The organism is Haloechinothrix aidingensis, assembly GCF_013450155.1.
GTDB lineage: Bacteria > Actinomycetota > Actinomycetes > Mycobacteriales > Pseudonocardiaceae > Haloechinothrix > Haloechinothrix aidingensis.
Window position 1 is genome coordinate 735,029 of the sequence record NZ_JACCKD010000002.1, and the last position, 22,727, is coordinate 757,755.

At 70.6% G+C, this 22,727-nt stretch carries 19 protein-coding genes and 1 tRNA gene; 8 read left to right on the top strand and 12 right to left on the bottom strand.

The features are described 5' to 3' along the window. Positions 1 to 41 precede the first annotated feature (41 nt). The 3 genes from H0B56_RS07840 to H0B56_RS07850 all read right to left on the bottom strand — a co-directional run bounded on the left by H0B56_RS07840 (position 42) and on the right by H0B56_RS07850 (position 2,424). A complete protein-coding gene (locus H0B56_RS07840; RefSeq protein WP_425484506.1) occupies positions 42 to 506 on the bottom strand; it encodes an FtsB family cell division protein in 465 nt (154 codons plus the stop codon). Positions 507 to 512: 6 nt separating this feature from the next. Beyond that, positions 513 to 1,799, bottom strand: a complete 1,287-nt coding sequence (gene eno / locus H0B56_RS07845; RefSeq protein ID WP_180892236.1) for a phosphopyruvate hydratase — start codon at positions 1,797 to 1,799, stop codon at positions 513 to 515. A gap of 142 nt (positions 1,800 to 1,941) precedes the next feature. Continuing rightward, on the bottom strand, positions 1,942 to 2,424 hold the full coding sequence (locus H0B56_RS07850) for a VOC family protein (protein ID WP_180892237.1): 483 nt from the start codon (positions 2,422 to 2,424) through the stop codon (positions 1,942 to 1,944). A 329-nt stretch (positions 2,425 to 2,753) separates the two neighbouring features. On the opposite strand from H0B56_RS07850, the gene H0B56_RS07855 reads away from it, so the two are divergent. Continuing rightward, positions 2,754 to 3,194: a tetratricopeptide repeat protein gene (locus tag H0B56_RS07855; protein ID WP_180892238.1), complete on the top strand. Its 441-nt coding sequence runs from the start codon at positions 2,754 to 2,756 to the stop codon at positions 3,192 to 3,194. Between the two features lie 21 nt (positions 3,195 to 3,215). Here the strand turns inward: H0B56_RS07855 and H0B56_RS07860 are convergent, their stop codons facing one another. The 6 genes from H0B56_RS07860 to mfd all read right to left on the bottom strand — a co-directional run bounded on the left by H0B56_RS07860 (position 3,216) and on the right by mfd (position 11,154). Further along, on the bottom strand, positions 3,216 to 4,244 hold the full coding sequence (locus H0B56_RS07860; protein WP_180892239.1) for a nucleoside triphosphate pyrophosphohydrolase: 1,029 nt from the start codon (positions 4,242 to 4,244) through the stop codon (positions 3,216 to 3,218). Continuing rightward, entirely contained in the window at positions 4,241 to 5,203 is a 963-nt protein-coding gene (locus H0B56_RS07865; RefSeq protein ID WP_180892240.1) for a SurA N-terminal domain-containing protein, read from the bottom strand. Before H0B56_RS07865 ends, H0B56_RS07860 begins: the two co-directional genes overlap by 4 nt. Positions 5,204 to 5,316: 113 nt before the next feature. Beyond that, positions 5,317 to 6,330 (bottom strand): DUF3048 domain-containing protein, encoded by a 1,014-nt coding sequence (locus tag H0B56_RS07870; protein ID WP_180892241.1) that lies wholly within the window; start codon positions 6,328 to 6,330, stop codon positions 5,317 to 5,319. Between the two features lie 59 nt (positions 6,331 to 6,389). Next, positions 6,390 to 6,575: a DUF397 domain-containing protein gene (locus H0B56_RS07875; RefSeq protein WP_180892242.1), complete on the bottom strand. Its 186-nt coding sequence runs from the start codon at positions 6,573 to 6,575 to the stop codon at positions 6,390 to 6,392. After that, the gene (locus tag H0B56_RS07880; protein WP_180892243.1) at positions 6,517 to 7,437 is read right to left on the bottom strand and encodes a helix-turn-helix domain-containing protein; all 921 of its coding nucleotides are present in this window, start codon (positions 7,435 to 7,437) and stop codon (positions 6,517 to 6,519) included. The genes H0B56_RS07875 and H0B56_RS07880 overlap by 59 nt, the downstream gene beginning before the upstream one ends. Before the next feature lie 123 nt (positions 7,438 to 7,560). Continuing rightward, positions 7,561 to 11,154, bottom strand: a complete 3,594-nt coding sequence (gene mfd, locus H0B56_RS07885; protein WP_219632393.1) for a transcription-repair coupling factor — start codon at positions 11,152 to 11,154, stop codon at positions 7,561 to 7,563. Positions 11,155 to 11,274: 120 nt separating this feature from the next. On the opposite strand from mfd, the gene H0B56_RS07890 reads away from it, so the two are divergent. After that, positions 11,275 to 12,498, top strand: a complete 1,224-nt coding sequence (locus H0B56_RS07890) for a PQQ-dependent sugar dehydrogenase (protein ID WP_180892245.1) — start codon at positions 11,275 to 11,277, stop codon at positions 12,496 to 12,498. 27 nt (positions 12,499 to 12,525) lie between these two features. On the opposite strand, the gene H0B56_RS07895 is transcribed toward H0B56_RS07890, so the two are convergent. Further along, complete coding sequence (locus tag H0B56_RS07895; RefSeq protein ID WP_180892412.1) at positions 12,526 to 13,122, bottom strand: TetR/AcrR family transcriptional regulator; 597 nt, start codon at positions 13,120 to 13,122, stop codon at positions 12,526 to 12,528. Between the two features lie 192 nt (positions 13,123 to 13,314). Continuing rightward, positions 13,315 to 14,280 (bottom strand): acyl-CoA desaturase, encoded by a 966-nt coding sequence (locus H0B56_RS07900; protein WP_180892246.1) that lies wholly within the window; start codon positions 14,278 to 14,280, stop codon positions 13,315 to 13,317. 568 nt (positions 14,281 to 14,848) lie between these two features. On the opposite strand from H0B56_RS07900, the gene H0B56_RS07905 reads away from it, so the two are divergent. The 6 genes from H0B56_RS07905 to pth all read left to right on the top strand — a co-directional run bounded on the left by H0B56_RS07905 (position 14,849) and on the right by pth (position 20,894). Further along, positions 14,849 to 14,920 (top strand) — tRNA-Gln (locus tag H0B56_RS07905). Positions 14,921 to 15,170: 250 nt separating this feature from the next. Continuing rightward, entirely contained in the window at positions 15,171 to 16,682 is a 1,512-nt protein-coding gene (locus tag H0B56_RS07910; RefSeq protein ID WP_246360917.1) for a GGDEF domain-containing protein, read from the top strand. Between the two features lie 196 nt (positions 16,683 to 16,878). Beyond that, positions 16,879 to 18,375, top strand: a complete 1,497-nt coding sequence (gene glmU, locus H0B56_RS07915) for a bifunctional UDP-N-acetylglucosamine diphosphorylase/glucosamine-1-phosphate N-acetyltransferase GlmU (RefSeq protein ID WP_343063798.1) — start codon at positions 16,879 to 16,881, stop codon at positions 18,373 to 18,375. Next, positions 18,372 to 19,352, top strand: coding sequence for a ribose-phosphate diphosphokinase (locus H0B56_RS07920; RefSeq protein ID WP_180892247.1), 981 nt, complete (start codon positions 18,372 to 18,374; stop codon positions 19,350 to 19,352). The genes glmU and H0B56_RS07920 overlap by 4 nt, the downstream gene beginning before the upstream one ends. 282 nt (positions 19,353 to 19,634) lie before the next feature. Then, the gene (locus H0B56_RS07925; RefSeq protein ID WP_180892248.1) at positions 19,635 to 20,279 is read left to right on the top strand and encodes a 50S ribosomal protein L25/general stress protein Ctc; all 645 of its coding nucleotides are present in this window, start codon (positions 19,635 to 19,637) and stop codon (positions 20,277 to 20,279) included. Between the two features lie 15 nt (positions 20,280 to 20,294). Beyond that, positions 20,295 to 20,894, top strand: coding sequence for an aminoacyl-tRNA hydrolase (gene pth, locus H0B56_RS07930; protein ID WP_180892249.1), 600 nt, complete (start codon positions 20,295 to 20,297; stop codon positions 20,892 to 20,894). 126 nt (positions 20,895 to 21,020) lie between these two features. Here the strand turns inward: pth and H0B56_RS07935 are convergent, their stop codons facing one another. Next, the gene (locus tag H0B56_RS07935) at positions 21,021 to 22,709 is read right to left on the bottom strand and encodes a fatty acyl-AMP ligase (protein WP_180892250.1); all 1,689 of its coding nucleotides are present in this window, start codon (positions 22,707 to 22,709) and stop codon (positions 21,021 to 21,023) included. Positions 22,710 to 22,727 lie beyond the last annotated feature (18 nt).

Sequence of the window (22,727 nt, forward strand, 5' to 3'; positions counted from 1 at the left end):
GCGGGGCGCGACCGGTCGACCACCCGCGTGACGGTCGTACCTCACTCCGTGACGCCTGCCCACACGCGCTCGTACCAGGCCCCGCCCGAGGCACCGTCCTCGCCACCGTCCCCGTCGCCGACGTCGGCGGAGTCCTCGGGCAGCTGGACGATGTACGGGGTCTCGCCCGGCATCACGTACCGCAGCCGCGCCCGCGCCTCGGCCTCCACCTGAACGGGATCCTCCAGCTCGGCCTTGCGCTCCTCCAGCCGCTCGATCTCGGCCTCCAGCCGGCGCTGACGCTCCTCCTCCTGGGAGACCTCCGCCTGCTGGGCGAGGTAGGTGCGCAGCGGCACGGCGAGCGTGAACGCCAGGGTGCACAGCACGATCGCCACCACAGCGGCGCGCCGCGTGGTGGACAGCCCGATAGAGCGCATCGCCCCGGCGACCCGGGCGGCCCCGCCCCGGCGGACGCGCACCGGGCGGCGCGTCCTGCCGGTCCGGCGCGGCCTACTCTCGCCGGGCACCGCCGGTCACCCCTCGTGGCCGAACCGGGGGAAGGCGATGTCACCCGCGTACCGGGCGGCGTCGCCGAGGTTCTCCTCGATGCGCAGCAGCTGGTTGTACTTGGCGACCCGCTCGCTGCGCGCGGGCGCGCCCGTCTTGATCTGCCCGGCACCCGTGGCCACCGAGAGATCGGCGATCGTGGTGTCCTCCGTCTCCCCGGAGCGGTGGCTGATCATGCTCTTGTACCCGTACGAGCCCGCCAGCGTGACCGCGTCCATGGTCTCCGACAGTGTCCCGATCTGGTTGACCTTCACCAGCAGCGCGTTGCCTGCCCCACGGTTGATGCCTTCCTCGAGCCGCTCCGGGTTGGTGACGAACAGGTCGTCGCCCACGAGCTGGACCCTGCCACCGAGCTTGCCCGTCAGCTCGGTCCAGCCGTCCCAGTCGTCCTCGGACAGCGGGTCCTCGATCGACACCAGCGGGTAGGCCTCGAGCAGCTCGGCGTAGTACGTGGTGAGCTCTGCCGCGGAGCGGGCGGTGCCCTCGAACGTGTACCGGCCGTCGGAGAAGAACTCGGTGGCCGCGACGTCCAGCGCCAGCGCCACGTCCCGGCCCGGCGCGTAGCCCGCCTTCTCGATGGCCTGCATGATCAGGTCGAGAGCCTCGCGGTTGCTCGACAGGCTCGGGGCGAACCCGCCCTCGTCGCCGAGACCCGTGCTCAGGCCGCGACCCTTGAGAACCGACTTCAGCGCCTGGTACACCTCGGCACCCCAGCGCAGCGCGTCACGGAAGGAGTCGGCCCCGATCGGGGCGATCATGAACTCCTGGATGTCCACGCCGGTGTCGGCGTGCGCACCGCCGTTGAGGATGTTCATCATCGGCACCGGCAGCACGTGCGCGTTGGGCCCGCCGAGGTAGCGGAACAGCTCCAGCTCGGCGGAGGATGCCGCCGCTCGCGCCACAGCAAGCGAGGCACCAAGGATGGCGTTGGCTCCGAGCCGCGACTTGTCCGGCGTCCCGTCCAGGTCGACGAGCTTCTGGTCGACGACGCGCTGGTCCACGGCCTCGACGCCGGCCAGCTCATCGTTGATCTCACCGATCACCCCGGCCACGGCACGCTCGACGCCCTTGCCGCCGTAGCGTGCGGCGTCCCCGTCGCGCAGTTCGACCGCCTCGTACTCCCCGGTGGAAGCACCGGACGGCACCGCTGCCCGGGACAGGGATCCGTCGTCCAGCGCGACCTCCACCTCCACGGTGGGGTTCCCACGCGAGTCCAGGATCTCCCGTGCGCCTACCTGCTCGATGACCGCCACGCCAAACTCCTCAATACCGTCCGGAACCATGTCGTTCGTACTCGCGCCCGCAGGGCCGCGCGCCCTCGGCCCCTTTAGCCTATCGGGTGTATGACGTCACCCGTGCGAGGCACGCGGCCACCGCAGGAGCACCGGCGCCGGTTCAGTCCGACCTGATCTCCTGCCACCCCGACGGTAGCTCCACGGTATCCGAGGTGTGCTGCCAGAAGGTCCAGCTGTTGCCACCGATGTCCTGAATGGTGAAGATGCGTGCCCCGTACGGCTGATCCTGCGGCCGCGAGACCTCGATGTCTCCCAGCGCCTGCTGCACCCGCTCGTGCTGGGCGTCGACATCGTCGACGTAGACGATGTTGAGCTGGCCGACCGGCCCGCTGACACCCTTGGCCTCCCAGTAGTCGGCTCCGACCCCGGCCAGCTCGATCTCCACGTCGCCCGCCGCGATCGTCGCCTGGAACACGAACCCCGCGGAGTCGACGTAGCGTACCCGCTCGGAGAAGCCGAACACGCGGGTCAGCCACTCCAGCGCCTCCCCGGCGTCGGCGTAGTACAGGTACGGCGCCAGCCCGCGGAAGGACACATCCCCGGGTGCCTTCCAGCCGGCTTCGTCGTTACTCGCTTCGCTCATAGCTTCAGTCCACACATCTCGCCGGTGATTCGTTGCCGGTTGTTCCGGTCACTGCGCCGCACCTCGCCGGAGGCAGGCACAGTGCCCGCGTTCGCCGTGGTCCGACGGCAGGAACGTCGGGCGAACCCGAGTTCGCGTGATCCGACCGGGACACTACCGCCTCGTCCCTGGTGACCCGACGCGGACCAGCACCTCCGGACGACGGGTGATCCGTCCGGGACATACACCCCCGAACAACGGGTGATCCGTCCGGGACCAACACCGCCAGAGTCAACCATGATGCAAACCCGTCGTGTGAAGCGGTACACGCGGGTACCGTCGAGGGCGCTATGGTTCAGCACGACGGGCCGGGCGATGCGCACGGGAAGCAACCGCCGGAGGCGTGCGTGACCGGTGACGGGCAGTCCCACGCCGCCGCGTTCCGCCGCGCGGAGAGCTTGCTCGAGCAGCGCCGACCCCAGGAAGCTCTCGCCGAGCTCGCCCCGGTACTCGCCGCGGAACCGGACAAACCGAGCGTGCAGCTGGTGGCGGGCCTCGCCTACTTCCGGTCCGCCCAGCTGCACAAGGCCGAGCAGGCATTCGCCCGCCTCGTCGAGCACGACCCTTCGGACGACTACGCGCGTTTCGCGCTGGGCAAGACGATGCAGCGGCTCGGCAAGCTCGCCGAGGCGCTCGGGCACCTGAAGCTGGCATCGGCCATGAACCCGCTCCCGCACTACCAGGAAACGCTGGGTGAGGTCAGCGCCCGGCTGGCCGTACTGCGGGACTGACCACCGCACCTACCGGCGCGCTCAACCCGGCACGGTGGGCCAGAAGCGACGCCAGCCCGCCTCGTCCAGCGTCGCCGGATCGATGCCCGCCTCCCGCGCGGACGACTCCGCGGCGCGCAGATCGGCGAGGTACTGTTTGGCCACCGCGCGCAGCGCATCCTCGGGGTCCTCACCGGCACGCTTGGCCTGCGCGGCGATACGGAACAGCGCGGCACCGGCACCCTCCCGCACCGGCAGCAGCTCCTCCGGAACACCGGCCCGTGCGCTGCGCTGCGCCAGCTTGGCCGCCAGCGCGACCGCGGGCTGGCCGACCGCCACCCCGTCGACAGCGGAGCCCCTGCCCTTCTCGGTCCGCTTGAGCTCCTCCCAGCGCACCTGCTGCCGCTCCGCCGTGTGCCCGGAATCGGCCCCGGCGCCCTCGGCGAACACATGCGGGTGCCTGCCGACGAGCTTGGTCACCAGCCCGGCGGCGACAGCATCGATGTCGAACGGATCCACCTCGTGCTCGGCAGCCAGCCGCGCGTGGAACAACACCTGCAGCAGGACATCGCCGAGCTCCTCGCGCAGCGACTCCCGATCACCCGTCTCGATGGCCTCCAGCAGCTCGTAGGTCTCCTCAACGAGGTACTGCCGCAGCGACTCGTGCGTCTGGACGCCGTCCCACGGGCACCCGCCCGGCGAGCGAAGGCGGTCCATCACGTGCACGGCCTCGAGCAGCGGCGGCACATCCGTGCCGATCACGTCGGCCGCCTCGTCGGCGAGCGCCCGCGCGGCCGGGTCGGCGGCGTCGGTCGTCAACAGGACCACGGGCTCGGCCCGCGCCCGGTCGCACAGCCGCGCCGCCACCGGCGCGGGCCGCGCGTCCGCGGCGCGCGCGATGCCCTCCGGAAGGTCCGGGGCGGCGTACACGGCAGCCGCGGCGCGCAACGCCGGTACGGCACCCGCGGGCAACGACTCGCCGAGCGCGGGGGCACACAGCACCACCGCCGTTCCGGGAGCGACCCCGGGGCCGCTCACCGTGGAGACACCGGCGCCTGCTCGACGGTTCATGGCTCGACGTCACGTGCCGGGATCAGCTCACCGACCGTGTGGTCCTCACTCTCGGCGATGTCCACGCCAGCGGGGTCCCAGACCCCGTAGCGCGGGTTGACCTCGACACCGAGTTCCTCGGCGATCGGCGAGAGCATGCGCAGCCCGAGGCTGTAGAGCATCTGCGGATCGGCCTGCGGGGTCTGGGCGCCGTCCGCATCGCCCTCGCCTCCGCCGACGTCGCGCCCGGTGACCAGGGCGACCAGCCACACCGGCTGCTGGCTGTTCGGCTGGATCACGGCGACCGTGCCGGACTCCGCACTGAACAGGGCGCTCGTGGCGAGCTCCATCGCCCCTTGCTCGATCAGGTCACCGGGACTGAAGGTCTCGTCGATGACGGGTTGCCCTTCCGCCTCGATGATCTCGTTCGCCCGTCCCGGGTCGTCCGCGATCTCCCGGCCGAGTGCCATCGCCTGCTCGCGCATGGGTTCCTCGGGGGTATCCCCGGTGACCTCGGCACCGACGATATCGACCGACACGCGGTCGATATAGCGCTCGCCGAGCTCCTGCAGCAGCACGATGTCGGTGGCGAACCGCTCGATGTACTCCGGAGGGATCCCGACCGCAGCGGGAGCCTCGTCGACCCCGCCCCAGGATTCGAGGATCTCGTCGACGTCTTCCCGCTCGGCGGAGAGCCCTTCACGTTCGGCGGCCACGTCGAGCAGCTCGTGATGGATATGGGCCCGCAGCACGTGGCGGGAGAACTGCCCGAGGCCGTCCTGTTCCTCGGCCTGGCGTGCCTCCGGCATGTTGTGCAGCAGCCAGTTCACGTCCTGCTGCACCTGTTCGAGGGAGATCGTCTCGTCCCCGACGATCGCTGCCGACGAGGCCTTGGTCGGGCCGTTGCCGCATCCGGCGAGCAGCAGCACGGACGAGACGAGCACGATGATCGGTGCGAAGCGACGAATGATCCAGCCCACAGCGGTAGCTTCTCATAGCGACGGCGCCGCCCGGCCGGCGGGCCGCGCGCGTCAGGGCCCGACACGGGGTGCCCACCGGCCCGACACGGGGTGCCCACCGGCCCGACACGGGGTTAGCGGGGGACGAGCAGGACCCAGAGTTTGCCGTCCTCCGCGTACGGGATCTCCTCGCCGCCCGCTGTGGTCAGCTCCATACCCTCGTCCCTCGCCGCGCGGGACCACTCGGCATCGAACCTGCGGCCGTCGCGCAGCACCAGGGCCTCGCCCGAGCCGACCGTTCGCGCGACCGGCGACAGCGCGCCCGTCGAGTCGGTGATTCCCAGGCCCTCCGCGATCGGCACGCGCAGCACCACGACGGTGCCCGCGTCGAGCCGCCCGGACTCGGCTGTGGTGATCGGGTTCCCGCCGCGCGCGACGAGCCACCGTTGCCGGTCGCCGGACCAGGCGAACTCGTACGACGCGCTCCGGTAGCTCACCCGGTAGCTCCCTGTCGGCTCGCCACCGTCCGGGGCGGGGCCGGTCGCGAACGGCTCGTCGACGGCAGGGGTGCCGGGCAACCGGTTGGGCCGGGCGTACAGGTTGTGCGGGCTCGGCCGGGAGCTGTCCCGGTAGAAGCCCCCTGGCGCGTTGCCCGGCGTCGCCAAGCGGAACCCGGCCCCGTACAGCGACGGGCGCAGCTGCGACGCCGAGCCCGAGTACGCCAGCACCGGCTCCTCGAACTGGCCGAGCAGCTCGATGTCGGTCTCCCGGGCACTGCGCACCGGGCCGAGGGCGTCGGGGCGCTGCCCCCAGTGCACCGCGAGCATGCGCGTCAGCCCGCCCTCGACCGGCTCGACGTACATCGCGCCGGCCGAGGCCAGGCCCCGGTACCGGACAGCGCTGCTGCCCGCGTCGATCTTCGTCACCAGCGCGGGCGGGAACAGCTCCGGCGCGGGAGCGCGTTCCGGCTCGGGCTCCGGTTCCGGTTCCGGTGGCGGCGGATGCTCGGCGGTCGCCGGAGGCGCCTCCCGCTCGGCCGCCTGCTGTTGCACACCGTCCCGGACCAACCACACCCCGAGCGCGACGACACCGACCACGCCAGCGGCCGCGAGCAGGGCAATGAGTGTCTCGAGCGGTTTCCTCAGCACATCACCATTCATACGGCACAGCTGTGCGCTACGTCACGGACTATGCCCGAATGGTGATCTCATCGCAGTGTGCGGAGGAACGCCCGCCAGGCCGCTGTGCGCATCGACAGGGTGCCGCCGCGCGGGTTCTTGGAGTCGCGAACCAGCACATCCGTGGCCTGCCCGGCGACCTCCACGCAACCGCCGTTACCCGCGCTGTAGCTGCTCGTGCGCCAGCCGCGCCTGCCTGGCTCGTGGACCGTCATGATGGCTCTCCCCATCCGGATAGAGTTCGGTTGCCAGTGTGGCAATCACCTCCCTCGATTGTTCCTCACCCAGCGCGGTGTCCGCGAGCGCGCGGAGGACGCGCCGGTAGGCGGCGATCTCCTCCGGCTCCTCCAGGAACAGGCTGGATGTCTCGCTCTCCACATAGGCAACGGGTTCGAACTCGGCGAACTCCATCAGCGTGAAGGAACCGGCGATACCGGCGTGCGCGCCGAGGTCCAGCGGCACCACCCGCAGCGCGATGTACGGCCGCACCGACATACGCAACAGGTGATGCAGCTGCTCGGACATCACCGCGGCTCCGCCCACCGGCAGGCGCAGCGCCGACTCGTGCACGAGGAAGGTGAAGCGCGCCGGGCGGGTACGGCTGAACAGCGCCTGGCGGGCCAGCCTCGCGGCTACGCGGTCCTCGACCTCGCTGCCCGGCACGTTCGCGATACGTGTGATCACCGCCCGCGCGTACGCGCCCGTCTGCAGCAGCCCCGGCACCAGGGCCATCTGGAAGTCGTGGATGCGCACCGCCTGGTCCTCGTGGTCGATGAGCGTGCGCAGCTGCTTGGGCAGGCGCGAGCCGTGCTGCTGCAACCAGCCAGGGGTGCCCTTGTCCTGGCAGAGCCGTAGCAGCCGGTCCCGTTCCCTGCCCGTCACGCGGCAGACGGCGAGGAACGCCGACACGTCCACCTCGTTGCCGCCACGCTTGCCGTTGAGCAGGCGGGAGACCCTGCTCGGTGACCAGCCGAGCAGGCGGGCGGCGTCCTGGCCGGTGAGCCCGGCCCCCGTCATGGCGCTGCGCAACCCGTCGCCGAGCTCGCGGCTGCGGATCGTTGTCTGCCGGTCCTCCATGCGCGCCGACCCTAGCGGGACGACCCGACAGCAGCCGCCATACCAGCACGAACTGTCCCGGATCGGAGCACGGCGTGTCCCCGTGGCAAGGCAGGTTCGCGCGCGGTTACGCGCGGGCGCGGCTCACGAACCGGTCATCGAGCGCAGCAGCTGGGTGCACCACTCGAGGAGCTCCTCGTCACGCAGCGGCGGGGCGCCCATCCGGCCACCGGCGGGCCCCTCTGTCGGCCTGGGGACCGACACGGTGGAGGTCACCGACTTGTACACGGCCTTCGGGTACAGCCGCTTGAGCCGCACCACCTGCGAGTCGGCCAGCGATATCGGGCTGAACCGGACGGTGCTGCCCTGCAACGTCACCTCGGACACGCCGGACTGCCTGCACTCCTGGCGGAACGCGGCGACAGCCAGCAGCCGCCGCACCGGCGCGGGGTAGCTGCCGTACCGGTCGACGAGCTCGTCGCCGACCGCCTTGAGCTCGTCGGCATCGGAGGCCGCCGCGATCTTGCGGTAGGCCTCCAGCCGCAGCCGCTCCCCGGGCACGTAGTCGTGCGGCAGGTGCGCGTCCACCGGAAGGTCGACCCGCACCTCGGCGGGCTCTGACTCGTCCGGCTCCTGCCCGCCGGAGTCCAGCGCCTTCTTGTACGACTCCACGGCCTCGCCGACCAGCCGCACGTACAGGTCGAAACCCACCCCTGCGATGTGCCCGGACTGCTCGGCGCCGAGGATGTTGCCCGCGCCCCGGATCTCCAGGTCCTTCATGGCCACGGCCATACCCGAGCCCAGCTCGGTGTTCTGCGCGATGGTCGCCAGCCGGTCGTGCGCCGTCTGCGTCAGGTTCGCGTCCGGCGGGTACAGGAAGTAGGCGTAACCGCGTTCCCGCGCGCGCCCCACCCTGCCACGGAGCTGGTGCAGCTGGGCGAGCCCGAGCTGGTCACCGCGCTCCACGATCAGCGTATTGGCGTTCGCGATGTCCAAACCGGACTCGACGATGGTGGTGCACACCAGCACGTCGTACTCGCGCTCCCAGAAGCCCTGGATGATCTTCTCGAGCTTGTGCTCGTTCATCTGCCCGTGCGCGACGACCACGCGCGCCTCCGGGACCAGCTCACGGATCCGGCGCGCCGCCTTGTCGATCGTCGACACCCGGTTGTGCACGTAGAACACCTGGCCGTCCCGCAGCAGCTCGCGATGGATCGCCGCGGCCACCTGCTTCTCCTCGTAGGCGCCCACGTAGGTCAGCACGGGGTGCCGGTCCTCGGGCGGGGTGAGGATCGTCGACATCTCCTTGATCCCGGACATGCTCATCTCCAGCGTGCGCGGGATCGGTGTTGCCGACATGGTCAGCACGTCCACGTGGGTGCGCAGCGACTTGATGTGCTCCTTGTGCTCGACGCCGAAACGCTGCTCCTCGTCGACGATGACCAGCCCCAGATCCTTGTACCGGATACCGGTCTGCAGCAGCCGGTGCGTGCCGATCACGATGTCCACCTCACCTGCGGCCAGCCCGGCGAGAACCTTCTCGGCCTCCGGCGGGTCGGTGAACCGCGACATCCCCCTGATGGTGATCGGGAACGCGCCCATCCGCTCGGTGAACGTGGTGAGGTGCTGCTGGGCGAGCAGCGTGGTCGGCACGAGCACCGCTACCTGCTTGCCTGCCTGCACAGCCTTGAACGCCGCACGCACCGCGATCTCGGTCTTGCCGTAGCCGACGTCGCCGCAGACCACGCGGTCCATCGGCACGCCGCTGCGCATGTCCGACTTCACCTCGTCGATGGCGGCCATCTGGTCGCTGGTCTCGACGTACGGGAACGCGTCCTCGAGCTCCGCCTGCCACGGGGTGTCGTCGCCGAAGGCGTAGCCGGGGGATGCCTGCCGCGCGGCGTAGAGCTGGACGAGTTCCGCGGCGATCTCCTTGACCGCCTTGCGCGCCTTGGCCTTGGTGTTCTTCCAGTCCGAGCCGCCGAGCTTGTTCAGCGCGGGAGTCTCGCCACCGACGTAGCGGGAGACCTCGTCGAGCTGGTCGGTCGGCACGAACAGCCGGTCGCCTGGCTGCCCCCGTTTCGAGGAGGCGTACTCCAGCACCAGGTACTCGCGGGTGGCCCCGCCGACGGTCCGCTGCACCATCTCCACGTACCTGCCGATGCCGTGCTGGTCGTGCACGACGAAGTCACCCGGCTTCAGAGCCAGCGGGTCGACGGCATTGCGGCGGCGCGACGGCATCTTGGTGTTGAGGTCCGATGTGGACTGTCCCGCTGTCGCTCCGCGGCCGGTGACATCGGCCTCGCTGAGCACGACAAGGCCCGCGTCCCGCAGGACGAACCCATCCGCGAGTGCCCCGCACGTCACCGTGACCACGCCTGCGGTCGGCGGCTCGCTCAACCCGGCGGCCGCCGACGTCGCCGGGACCTCGGCCGCCGAGAGCTGCTCGACAGCGCGCGTCGCGGTACCCGCGCCCGCGACCACCAGCACCGCGGCGCCTCCGGCGGACACGTGCGCGCGCAGCTCGGCCGCGGCACGGTCCAGGTCGCCCCGGTAGGTGGGTGCCGCCTCCACACCGGTGCTCGCCACCGCGGGATCCTCGCTGGTGAGCTGGGACAACGTCCACCAGCACCTGCCGGTCTCGATGACGTGCTGCTCGATCTCGGCGAGATCGCGGTAGGCCGACGTCCCCAGATCGAGGGGAGCCTGGCCACCGTCCGCCGCGCTCACCCAGGAGGCCTCGAGGAACTCCTGGCCGGTGCGTACGAGGTCATGGGCACGGGCGCGGACCTTCTCCGGGTCGGCCAGCAGCACGTGGGTGCCGCGCGGCATCGCGTCGGTCAGCAGCTCCATCTCGCCGGGCACCAGCGCCGGGATCAGCGACTCCATGCCCTCGCAGGGCACCCCACCGGAGAGCTTCGTCAGCATCTCGGCGAGGCCGGTGTCCGATGCGTGCTCGGTGGCCAGCGCGGCGGCGCGCTCCCGGACGTCCTCGGTCAGCAGCAGCTCACGGCAGGCAGGCGCGATGACCTCGCCGACCTCCTCGGCGAGCGAGCGCTGGTCGGCGACGGCGAACGTGCGGATCTCGGTGACCTCGTCGCCGAAGAACTCCGCCCGGTACGGGTGTGCCGCCGTCGGCGGGAAGACGTCGATGATCCCGCCGCGCACAGCGAACTCGCCGCGCTTTTCCACCATGTCCACCCGGGTGTAGGCGAGGTCGGCGAGCCGGGTGACGACCCCTTCGAACTCGACCTCCTCGCCTGCCCGGAGCACCACCGGCTCGAGGTTGCCCAGCCCGGGTGCGATCGGCTGGATGAGGCTGCGCACCGCGGTGACGACGACCCGGATCCCCCCGCGATCGGCGCGGGCCAGCCGGTACAGCACGTCGAGGCGCTTACCGACGGTGTCGGCCCGCGGCGACAGGCGCTCGTGCGGCAACGTCTCCCAGGACGGCAGCAGCGCGACAGCCTCGTCGCCGAGCAGGCTGCCCAGCGCGGCGGCCAGCTCCTCGCTCTCCCTGCCGGTGGCTGTGACCGCGAGAACCGGCCGGTCACCGCCGTCCGGCGCGGCGATCGCGGCCGCGACGAGCTGCCGCGCCGAGGCGGGGCCCTGCACATCGAGGGTGGCCGATCCGGCGCGTTCGCCGAGCGTGCGCAAGGCTGGGGTGGGCAGAACCGTGGACAACAGTCCGGACAGCGACGCTGACACGGGCGCGCGTACCTCCCAGGATGCGAACATGCGGACAGACCCCTGCCCGGGACGACCCGCGCGCAGGGGTACCGCCTCCAGCTTACGGGTCCGGCGACCGGCGGTGCGCACAGACTGCACACGAGCCGCCGTGCACGCCATCCTGGGGTCATGCGCGCATCACGGCTCGGCCTGGCACTCGTCTCGGCTCTCCTGCTCGCTGCCTGCACCGGCAACACCGGCGACGGCGGTGGCCCCGGCGGCCCCGACGGCACCGCGCCGTCGCCCGGGGACAGCGCCGCCGCCGAGGAGGTGGCCGGTTTCGAGGTCGACGAGATCGCAGGCGGGTTCACCCACCCCTGGGACGTGGGATTCCTACCCGACGGGCGGCTACTCGTCACCGAGCGCCCCGGCCGGATCACCCTGCTCGGCAGCGGCGAACCGGGCGCGCGGGCCACCGAGGTGGCCGCTGACCTGGACGACGTGTACGCCGAGGGGGAGGGCGGCCTGATGGGGATCGCGGTGCACCCGGACTTCGCCGAGAGCCGCGAGTTCACCACCTGCCAGACGCACGGCCCGGGCGGGCAGCCGGCCGACGTCCGCCTGGTGACCTGGCGGCTGTCCGCGAACGGCACGCGCGCCGAGCACGTCCGCGACCTGGTCACCGGACTGCCGCTGAACCCGAGCGGGCGGCACTCCGGGTGCAGGCCCGCGATCGGGCCGGACGGCGAGCTGCTGGTGGGCACGGGGGACTCCGCCGACCCGCACGTACCGCAGGACCGCGGCAGCCTCGGCGGCTCGATGCTGCGCGTCGACCTCGGCACCGGGCAGGGCCTGCCGGACAACCCCTTCGCCGACTCCGGCGACGCCGACGAGCGCAGGATCGCCAGCTACGGCCACCGCAACATCCAGGGCGTGGCCGTGCATCCGGATACGGGGCAGGTGCTGATCAGCGAGCACGGCCCCGCCGTGGCCGACGAGATCAACCTGCTCGAACTCGGCGGCAACTACGGATGGGATCCCGGCCAGGGCGGCACTGTGGACAGCTACGACGAGAACGTGCCGATGACCGACCTCGAACGCTACCCCGATGCCGTTCCGGCCCTGTGGGACACCGGCGACGACACCGAAGCGATCTGCGGCGCGGCCGTCCTGGACGGCAGGCAGTGGGGCAGGTGGGACGGCGCCCTGGCCGTGGCGGCGCTGCGCGGCGAGAAACTACTGCTGTTCGGCCTGGACGCGGGCGCAGGGGTCACCGAGGTCGCCGTGCCGGAGGAGCTGGACGGGACGCACGGCAGGCTGCGGGCCGCGCGCACCGGCCCCGAAGGCGCGCTCTACATCACAACGACCAACGGCGACGACGACACCGTGCTGCGGGTACGGCCACGATCCTGACCGGCCCTCGCGGTGCGGCCGCCCGCGTTACTCCTCGGGGAACAGCTTCGGTTTGTGCTCCAAATGCGACAGGCCGTTCCATGCGAGGTTGACAAGGTGCGCCGCGACGTCGTCGCGTTTGGGCTTGCGCGCGCCCAGCCACCACTGCCCGGTCAGCGCCACCATCCCCACCAGCGCCTGCGCGTAGAGCGGGGCGAGCTTGGGGTCGTAGCCCCGCGCGGAGAACTGCTGGGCGAGGATGTGCTCGACCTGGCTGGCGATATCGTTGAGCAGGCTGGAGAACGTCCCCGTCGAGCTGGCCACGGGCGAGTCGCGCACCAGGATGCGGAACCCGTCGTGCGACTCCTCCACGTAACCCAGCAGCGCGTCCGCGGCCTGCTGCAACATCGCGCGCGGATGACCACCGTGCAATGTGGACACCATCCGGTCGAGCAGCAGGTGCGTCTCGCGGTCCACCACGACCGCGTAGATGCCCTCCTTGCCCCCGAAGTGCTCGTAGACAACGGGCTTGGAGACATCCGCCCGGTGCGCGATCTCCTCGATCGACGCGCCCTCGAAACCCTTCTCGGCGAACAACGCCTTCGCCACGTCGAGCAGCTGTTGCCGGCGCTCGGTACCGGTCATGCGCACACGTGCCACGGGAGCCGCCGGTCGAGTACCGGTGGCAGCTTGCTTCTTCGCGCGTCGTCTGGCCGCCACGCCGCTACCCTACCGACGCCGGGCGAGCGCGCCTCCGGACGGGCGTGGCACGGGACGGCCCGCGGCAGTACTCGCCAGGCTGTTCGCCACGCCGCCGCCCGCGCTGTCCCGGCACGGCTACACGGACTTGGCGGAGAGCCTGGCCAGCCGACGCTCGGTGGGCCAACGTACGTTCCATGCCCAGCCGAGCTTCTCGAACATCCAGATCAGCCGGGCCGAGATGTCGATCTGACCGCGCCCTACGCCGTGCCGCGCGGAGGTGGGGTCCGCGTGGTGCAGGTTGTGCCACGACTCGCCCATCGACACGATGGCCAGCGGCCAGAAGTTCGCGGACCGGTCCCGCGCGGCGTACGGCCGCTCCCCGATCATGTGGCAGATCGAGTTGATCGACCACGTCACGTGGTGCAGCACGCCTGCGCGTACCAGGCCCGCCCAGAAGAACGCGGTCACCGCACCCCACAGCGACCAGGTGATCAGCCCGCCAAGCACACCGGGAAGGACCAGGCTCACCGCGGTCCACATCGCGAACTGCCGGTCGATCCGCACGATCGCGCGGTCCTTGGCCAGGTCCGGGGCGAACCGCTCGACGTTGGTACTGCCCCGCTCGAACAGCCACCCCATGTGCGCGTGCCAGAAGCCCTTCGCCAACGCCACCGGCGAGGTACCGAACATCCACGGCGAGTGCGGGTCGCCTTCCTTGTCCGAGAAGGCGTGATGCCTGCGATGGTCGGCGACCCAGGTGATCACCGGGCCCTGCAGGGCCGTACTCCCCGCGATCGCCAGCAGGCTGCGCAGCCACGGCTTGGCCTTGAACGAGCTGTGTGTGAAGTAACGGTGGAAGCCCACCGTGACGCCGAGCGAGGAGAACAGGTAGAAGACGACGAACAGCCCGACGTCGACCCAACCGAGCCCCCATCCCCACGCGAACGGGATCGCGGCGGCCAGAGCCAGCAACGGGATCACGACGCCGAGGTAGACGGAAGCTTGCACACCGGCCGTCCGGTTCCCGCTCATGACGGGTTTGGCTCCCGCGGGCTCGGGCTGATCGGCGGGTCCGGTCGGCCGGTCCAGAGTTGCCGTCATGGGCTTCACATCCTCCTGCGTCGTACTGTCAACAAGGCGGCGAGTCAGCATCGCCTTACCTACGCTCCCGTAACCTACGGTACCGGAACTTGTGCGTCTTGGGGAGTACCTTGTGCCGTGGAAGACTCAACAACTTCCCCGCGTGCGGCGCGAACCGGCCCACACCCGGACCGTGCACAGGCACAGCCACGCCCGCCCGCGGACACTCCCCGCGCTCCGATCCGACCGTCAGAGCGCGTGTCCCGAGGACGCGACCTCCCTCCGGGATACCCCACGGCGGCCGGACCAACCGCAGTGACATCCCAAGCTCCGGTCCGGCCACCAGAAGGACGATCCGGCCGCCACGACCGCCTCCGGCGGCCCCGCCTGCCGGACGGCGGCCGGACCAACCGCAGTGATCTCTTCAAGCTCTGGTCCGGCCACCAAAGCGCGTGTCCGACGGCCGCGACCTCCCTCCGGGAGGCCCCGTCCTCCGGACGGTGGTCGGACCAACCGCTAGGCTGGTGGCGCCCCGCGTGTACGGTCCGACCGGCGCGCAGGGCGCGCGGTACGATGCGGTCGTACTCGATCCGCCGTGGTGTAATTGGCAGCACTTCAGATTTTGGTTCTGACAGTTCAGGTTCGAATCCTGGCGGCGGAGCACACCACGATCGGCAAGGGGTGGCGCGCTGCGCGAGCGAGCGGATGATCGGCAGTCGGCCAGGCGACCAGCCCTGCACGAGGTCTCCGACGCCTGGCTGGCAGGTCGCGCGCGCGAACTACGCGCCGCCGTCCAGCTGGTCGGCAGCTCAGAGCAGCGCGTCATCATCTCCGAGATCGACGCCATCCTCGGCGAGACCCAACGCCGCGGCGACCCCGCGCTCATCGCCAACCTGCTGCGGAGCGCGGCGATGGGGCGGCTGGCCCTGCCCGGCCGCAACCAGGACGCCCAGCCGTTGATCGACGAACTGCTCGCCCACTCCCGCAAGCACGGCCTCGTGGTGCAGCGTGCCGGCGCGCACGCGCTGCAGGGGAGGCTGCTGGCCTTCGACGACAAGGAAGATGCCGCGTTGACCGAGCTCGCCCGCGCGCTGGCGACCGTCGACGACATCGCGGCACCATCGGCTTCCGACGAGCGCCGCGAGTTCGACCGGACGCTGGCCAGCACCCTGGTCGACTGCTGGATCGTGCTCAACGAGCTGGCGATCTACGAGGTCGCCGAGGAGGTCAGCACGATGGCCCACCGTGCGCTCCGGGACAGCGCGGGGCCGCACGAGATCACCCTGCAGGTGTTCAACCTGATCACCATGATGCTGGCATGGGGCCTGCGGCTGGAACGCGTCGGTCGCGTCGCGGAGTCCCGGGAGAAGTTCCACCTCGCGGCGTCCATGGCCGGCTCGGCGGAGGCACCGTTCGCGGAGTCACTGTTCCGCAGGTCGGAGGCCCCCGCGGTCGAGCAGATCGGCACGCTCGCGGCCGCGGTGGGCATCGCCAGCCCCGGCGCGGCACACATCGACCGGCTCACCCGGTTACTGCCGAAGACCAGCCATTCCGCCTCGCACGAGAAGCCGCTCGTCGCGATCGCGCTGGTGCGCTGCCTGGAACAGCAGGAACGCACCCAGGACGGCGTAGACGTCCTGCGGGGCACGCTCCAGGAGATGCGGGACCGCAACGCACCGACCGCCATCCGGATCGCGCTGGAACGCGAGCTCGTCCGGCTCGAGACAGCTCCCTACGCCGAACTCCCCGACGCGCTGCGTACCTACACCGACACGCTCGAGTCCGAGCTCTGGGCGATGCGCGAGTCCCGCGCGGTCACCCTGCAGACCCGCCGCGAGCACGAGCGCCTGTCCGCGGAGCACGGCGCGATCGCCGCGCAGGCGTTCCAGGACCCGCTGACCGGGCTCCCGAACCGGCGTGCGCTGGACGACCAGCTGCGCACCCTCTCCGGGACCGCGGCGGCGCAGCCGCTGTCCGTAGCGCTCGTCGACCTGGACGGCTTCAAGGTCGTCAACGACGAGCAATCGCACGCGGAGGGGGACAACGTCCTGCGTGTGATCGCGAGCACGCTCCGCGACTCCCTGCGCGGCGACGACTTCGTGGCCCGGTACGGCGGGGACGAGTTCATCGTGCTGCTCCCCGGGGCACCGGCGTCCTCGGCGAAAGCCGCGATGAACCGCGCCGTCAGCGCCGTCGCCGCCATACCCAGCCACCTCTCCCAGGGCGTCACGCTGTCCATCGGCCTGGTGTCCATGGCACCGCACGAGCACCCCGAGTCCGTGCTCTCCCGCGCCGACGAGGCCATGTACCAGGCCAAACGTGGCGGCGGCAGCCAGGTCGCCACCACGACCGCGGACGGCGGCGACGACCACTTCCCCGCTGACGACCCGGACGAAGCAGGCAGCGAAGTACGCCCTCAGTGATCGCGACACGCGGGCACGTAGGATCAGAACCCCGAGACAGCACGACCGAGGAGGGCGGCTCGACACGGCCCGCGACGCCGGTCCTCGGGCGAAGTCCCACGCGGCGTCGGCGGTGACAACGGTCAACGGCCCGGCCCGAGACGTGGAAAGCGGCATCCGACAGGACAGCACTCCAGCCGTAACAGGTGATCACACGGTGAACTTGCCGAACGAGCGAACAGGAAGAGACCCGCTGAGCACGGTGATCCTCGCGGCGGGCGAGGGCACCCGCATGCGCTCGGCCACCCCGAAGGTGCTGCACACCCTCGCCGGCAGGTCACTGGTCGAGCACGCCGTGCGCGCCGCGGCAGGTCTCGACCCGGAGCACCTCGTCGTCGTGGTCGGCCACGCCCGCGCGGCAGTCGACGAGCACCTCTCCGGCGTCGGCGATCGCCTCGGCAGGCAGCCTGCCACCGCGATACAGCCCGAGCAGAACGGAACCGGCGACGCGGTGGCGTGCGGTCTCGCCGCCCTGCCCCGGCCGCTGACCGGCACGGTGCTGGTCACCTACGGGGACGTGCCCATGCTGGGCACGGACACGCTGTCCGCGCTGCTGGCCGAGCACGAATCCGCGGGGCACGCTGTGACGATCCTGTCAGCCGTGCTCACCGACCCCACCGGCTACGGCCGGATCGTCCGCGACGAGAACGCCGCGGTCCGCGCCATCGTGGAGCAGGCCGACGCCGACGCGGAGCAGCTGGCCATCAACGAGATCAACTCCGGCGTGTACGCGTTCGACGCCGAGGTGCTTTCCGGTGCGCTGGAGCGGCTGTCCACGGACAACGTCCAGGGCGAGCTGTACCTGACCGACGTGCTCGGCATCGCGCGAGAGGATGGTCACACCGTCGGGGCGCTCGTCGCCGACGACCCGTGGCTCACCGAGGGCGTCAACGACCGCGTCCAGCTCTCCGCGGTCGGCGCCGAGCTGAACCGGCGCATCGTGCGGCACTGGCAGCGCGCGGGCGTGACCGTGGTGGATCCGGCGAGTACCTGGATCGGCGCGGACGTGACGCTGGCTCCCGACGTGGTCGTCGAGCCGGGTGTGCAGCTACGCGGAGCTACCAGCGTCGGGCAGGGGGCCGCCATCGGGCCGGACACCACGCTGACCGATGTCCGCGTCGGCGAGGGCGCCGCTGTGGTGCGCACGCACGGCACCGGCGCGGAGATCGGCGACGGTGCCTCCGTCGGGCCGTTCGCCCACCTGAGGCCCGGCACGAGCCTGGGAGCCGATGGCAAGATCGGTACCTTCGTCGAGACCAAGCAGGCGGACATCGGGACCGGCACGAAGGTCCCGCACCTGACCTATGTCGGCGATGCCACCATCGGTGAGCACAGCAATATCGGCTGCGCGAACGTGTTCGCGAACTACGACGGTGTCGCCAAACACCACACCACGGTCGGCTCCTACGTGCGCACGGGCTCGGACACGGTGCTGGTAGCACCGGTCACACTCGGCGACGGTGCGCACACGGGGGCCGGCGCAGTCGTGCGCCGGAACGTGCCTCCGGGGACACTTGCGGTATCCGGAGGACCACAACGGAATATCGACGGATGGGTCGAGCGGCGACGGCCGGACACACCTGCCGCCGATGCGGCACGGAAGGCACGAGCCACGACGGACCACAGCGAGACGGATCGGGAGTCGCAGTCATGAGCCCCAAGTCGGGGACCCCCAAGAAGAACCTGATGCTCTTCGCCGGGCGATCGCACCACGAGCTCGCCGAAGAGGTCGCCAAGCACCTCAACGTGAGCGTCACCCCGCAACAGGCGCGCACCTTCGCCAACGGCGAGATCTTCGTGCGCTTCGAGGAGTCGGTGCGCGGCGTCGACGCGTTCGTGATCCAGAGCCAGTGCCCACCGATCAACGAGTGGATCATGGAACAGTTGATCATGGTGGATGCGCTGAAGCGAGCCAGCGCCAAACGGATCACCGTGATCATGCCGTTCTACGCGTACAGCCGCCAGGACAAGAAGCACAAGGGTCGTGAGCCCATCTCGGCACGGCTGATCGCCGACCTGTTCAAGACGGCTGGCGCCGACCGGATCATGACCGTCGACCTGCACACCGCGCAGATCCAGGGTTTCTTCGACGGCCCGGTGGACCACCTGTTCGCGCAGAACGTGCTGTGCCAGTACCTCAGCGACAACTACGGCACCAGCGACATCACGGTCGTCTCCCCCGACTCGGGCCGCGTGCGCCTGGCCGAGAAGTGGGCGCAGCAGCTCGGTGACCGGCCCATCGCGTTCATCCACAAGACACGCGACCCGGACCAGCCGAACGAGGCGGTGGCCAACCGTGTGGTCGGCAAGGTACAGGGGCGGCTGTGCGTGCTCATCGACGACATCATCGACACCGGCGGCACGATCGTGAAGGCGACCGAGTCGCTGCTCAACGAGGGCGCGTCGGATGTCGTGATCGCCGCTACCCACGGGATCCTGTCCGACCCGGCCGCCGAGCGGCTGGCGAACAGCTCCGCAAGGGAGGTCGTGCTAACCAACACGCTGCCGATCCCCGAGGAGAAGCGCTTCGCCAAGATGTCGGTGCTGTCCATCGCCCCGCTCGTGGCCACGGCCATCCAGCAGGTCTTCGAGGACGGCTCCGTGACCAGCATGTTCGACGGCCAAGCCTGATTGGATACGGTGGGCTGAATGACGCGTTCAGTCCGTCTCGTGGACTGAACGCGTCATTCAGCCCACCGCAGGGTGAGGGGTGACCCGCCGGTCACGGCGGAGCGGGTACGATGGGTGAGTTGCCCCGGCGAGGCGGGCCCAACGAAACAGGCACGGCCCAGCGTGATCGGCGTGGCGGTATGCGGCTGCATGTGCTCGCGCGCCTCGAACACGCTCCTGTGTCAGTGGCTCGACCGCCGACCCGGTCACGATCCGCACGACGATCGCAAGGAGAGAACACCAGTGTCCGAGGTACGTCTGACCGCCGAACCCCGCACCGAGTTCGGCAAGGGCGCCGCACGCCGCTTCCGCCGCTCGGGCAAGATCCCGGCGGTGCTCTACGGGCACGGCACCGACCCCAAGCACCTCACCCTGCCCACCATCGAGTTCGCCCGCGTCATCCGGGAGAACGGGCGTAACGCGGTGCTCAGCCTGAACGTCGACGGCTCGCGGCGCCAGCTCGCGCTGACCAAGACCATCACGGTGCACCCGCTGAAGAACTACATCCAGCACGTCGACCTGCTCGTGCTCAAGCGCGGCGAGAAGGTCACCGTGGACATCCCGCTGCACATCACCGGCGAGGCCATCAGCGGCAGCCTTGTCAACCACGACCTGGACACGGTGTCCGTCGAGGTGGACGCGCTGCACATCCCGGAGTACCTCGAGGTCTCGATCGACGGTGCCGACATCGGCACCCAGATCAACGCGGGTGACGTGGAGCTTCCCGATGGCGCCAACCTGGTCACCGATCCCGAGGCCCTTGTCGTCGCGGTGAACGAGGCCCCGACCGCCGAGTCGATGGAGGCCGAGGCCGACACCGAGGGCGCGGGCATGGTCGAGGACCAGTCGGAGACCGAGGACTCCTCCTCCGGCAGCGAGCAGGCATAACCGGCGCCACCAGCGGTGACCGAACCCAGCGACATTCCGGGAGCCGGCGAGCGCGTGTTGCTCGCCGGCCTCGGCAATCCCGGGCCCGGCTACGCGGGCAACCGGCACAACATCGGTTTCGGCGTCCTCGAGGAGCTTGCCTCCCGGATGGGCGAGAAGTTCACCTCGCACAAGGCGCGTGCCGATGTCGTCGAGGGCAGGCTCGCGGGCTGTCGCGTCGTGCTGGCCAAACCCCGCTCGTACATGAACCTGTCCGGTGGTCCGGTATCCGGCCTGGCTCGGTTCTTCGGTGTCGAGCCCTCCGGCATCGTCGCCGTGCACGACGAGCTCGACCTCGACTTCGGCGCGGTTCGCCTGAAGTTCGGCGGCGGGGAGAGCGGGCACAACGGCCTGCGCTCGATCACCAAGTCGCTCGGCACGAAGGACTACTACCGGGTGCGCTTCGGTGTCGGCCGCCCGCCAGGCCGGATGCCGGCCGCGGACTACGTGCTCAAGGACTTCTCCGCGGCCGAGCGCCGTGAGCTCGACCTGCATATCGGAACCTGCGCCGACGCCGTCGAGACGCTGCTGGAGAAGGGTCTCGCGGCGGCGCAGACGATCTTCCACGCGCGCTGACCGGGCACGAGGTGTCGAGCGGCCCAGCACAGTGGGCCGGCGGGCCCGACATGGTGTGCCGAGGGGCCCAACACGCGGGGCCGAACTAGCCGACACGGTGTGCGGGCAGGCCGGTCGCGGCCACCGTCAGACGTGGCCGCGCCGGGTGATCTCCTCGGCGAAATGGGACGCCGTGGCCGCGCGCTTCACCTTGCCGGACGGGGTCTTGAGCAGGCTGCCCGGCTCGAGGACCACCACGGCGTAGGGGCGCATCTCGACGGCATCCACCACGCGCCTGGATACCTCCCTGGCGATGGTCCGCTCGGCCTCCTCGTCGCCCGCCGACTTCGACTCCAGCACGACCGCGAAACGTTCCCTGCGAGTGCCGGCGTCCAGCCGCACCGCGACGGCGTTCCCGGCGCGCACACCGTCCACACCGCACGCCGCACGTTCGACGTCGGTCGGGTAGATGTTGCGGCCCCCCATGATGATGACGTCCTTGCTGCGACCGCAGATCACGATCTGCCCGTCGACCAGGTAGCCGGTGTCACCCGTGGCGAACCATCCCGCACTGTCCAGCGCGGCCACCGGGCCGTCTGTGGTCAGGTACCCCGGGGTCATGGCCGAGCCCCTGAGCTTGATCTCGCCGACCTCACGGTCGCCGAGCTCGGTACCGTCGTCGTCCACGACGACGACCTCCAGCCCCGGCAGCGGCCTGCCGAGTACCGCGAACGAGCGGACCTGCTCGGTACCGCGCCGCGGGTCACCCTCCGGGACGGCGACCGCGATGTTGTGCGCCTCGAGCGCCGTGGTCTCGACCACGTCCATCTCCAGGCCCGAGCCCACCGGGGCGAACGACACCGCCAGGGTGGACTCGGCCAGCCCGTAGGCCGGGAAGATCGCCCCCGGGTCCAGGTCGAAACGCTTCCCCGCCTCGACGAACGTGCGCACCGACTCCTCGTCGACGGGTTCGGCCCCGTTGAGCGCGATACGCAGGCTGGACAGGTCGTAGGCATCGTCCTCGGCGACGCGTGCCATGCGCTTTCCGGTGATCGCGTAGGCGAAGTTCGGCGCCGCCGTCATCGTCGCGCGGTACTTGCTGATCAGCTCGGGCCACAGCAGCGGGCCGGACAGGAAGTCGGCGGGAGTGACCTTGGCGAGCTCCACGCCGAAGGTCATCGGCACGGTCAGCAGGCCGACCATACCCATGTCGTGGAACAGCGGTAACCACGACACCATCGTGTCGAACTCCGGGTCGAACTCGGAGCGCTCCATCATCGCGGTCATGTTCGAGTAGAGGTTGCCGTGCGTGATCTTGACGGCCTTGGGTTCCGCGGTGGAGCCACTGGTCAGCTGTAGCAACGCGAGATCGTCCTCAGTCACGCCGACCGGCTCGGCGAGCGGCTCGGCATCGAGCAGGTCGGCGATCATCCGGTACTGGATGCCGTGTTCGTCGAGCACGGGTGCCAGCTGGTCGAACGGGTCGCCGAGCAGCACCAGGTCGGAGCCGATCATCCGCAGCACCCGGATCGTGTCCTCTGCCCATTCGGCGAGGTCGGTGCGCTGCGTCGGCTGGTGCAGCATCGTCACGCTGCCGCCTGCCAGCCACACGGCCTGAGCGACCGGCGCGATCAGGGCCGGGGCCGCCGCGAGTACACCCACCGCGGCCCCGGGGCGCATACCGGCGGAGACCAACCCGCCCGCGGCCGCGCGCGCCCGCTCGTGCACCTCCGCCCAGGTCCTGCGCACCGGCTCGTTCGGCTCACCGGTGGTCATTCCGGTACGCAGCCCGACGCCTGCTGCCGTCGCGGTCAGCGTGTCAACGAAGCGAGTCATGACCCCGAGCTTATCTGT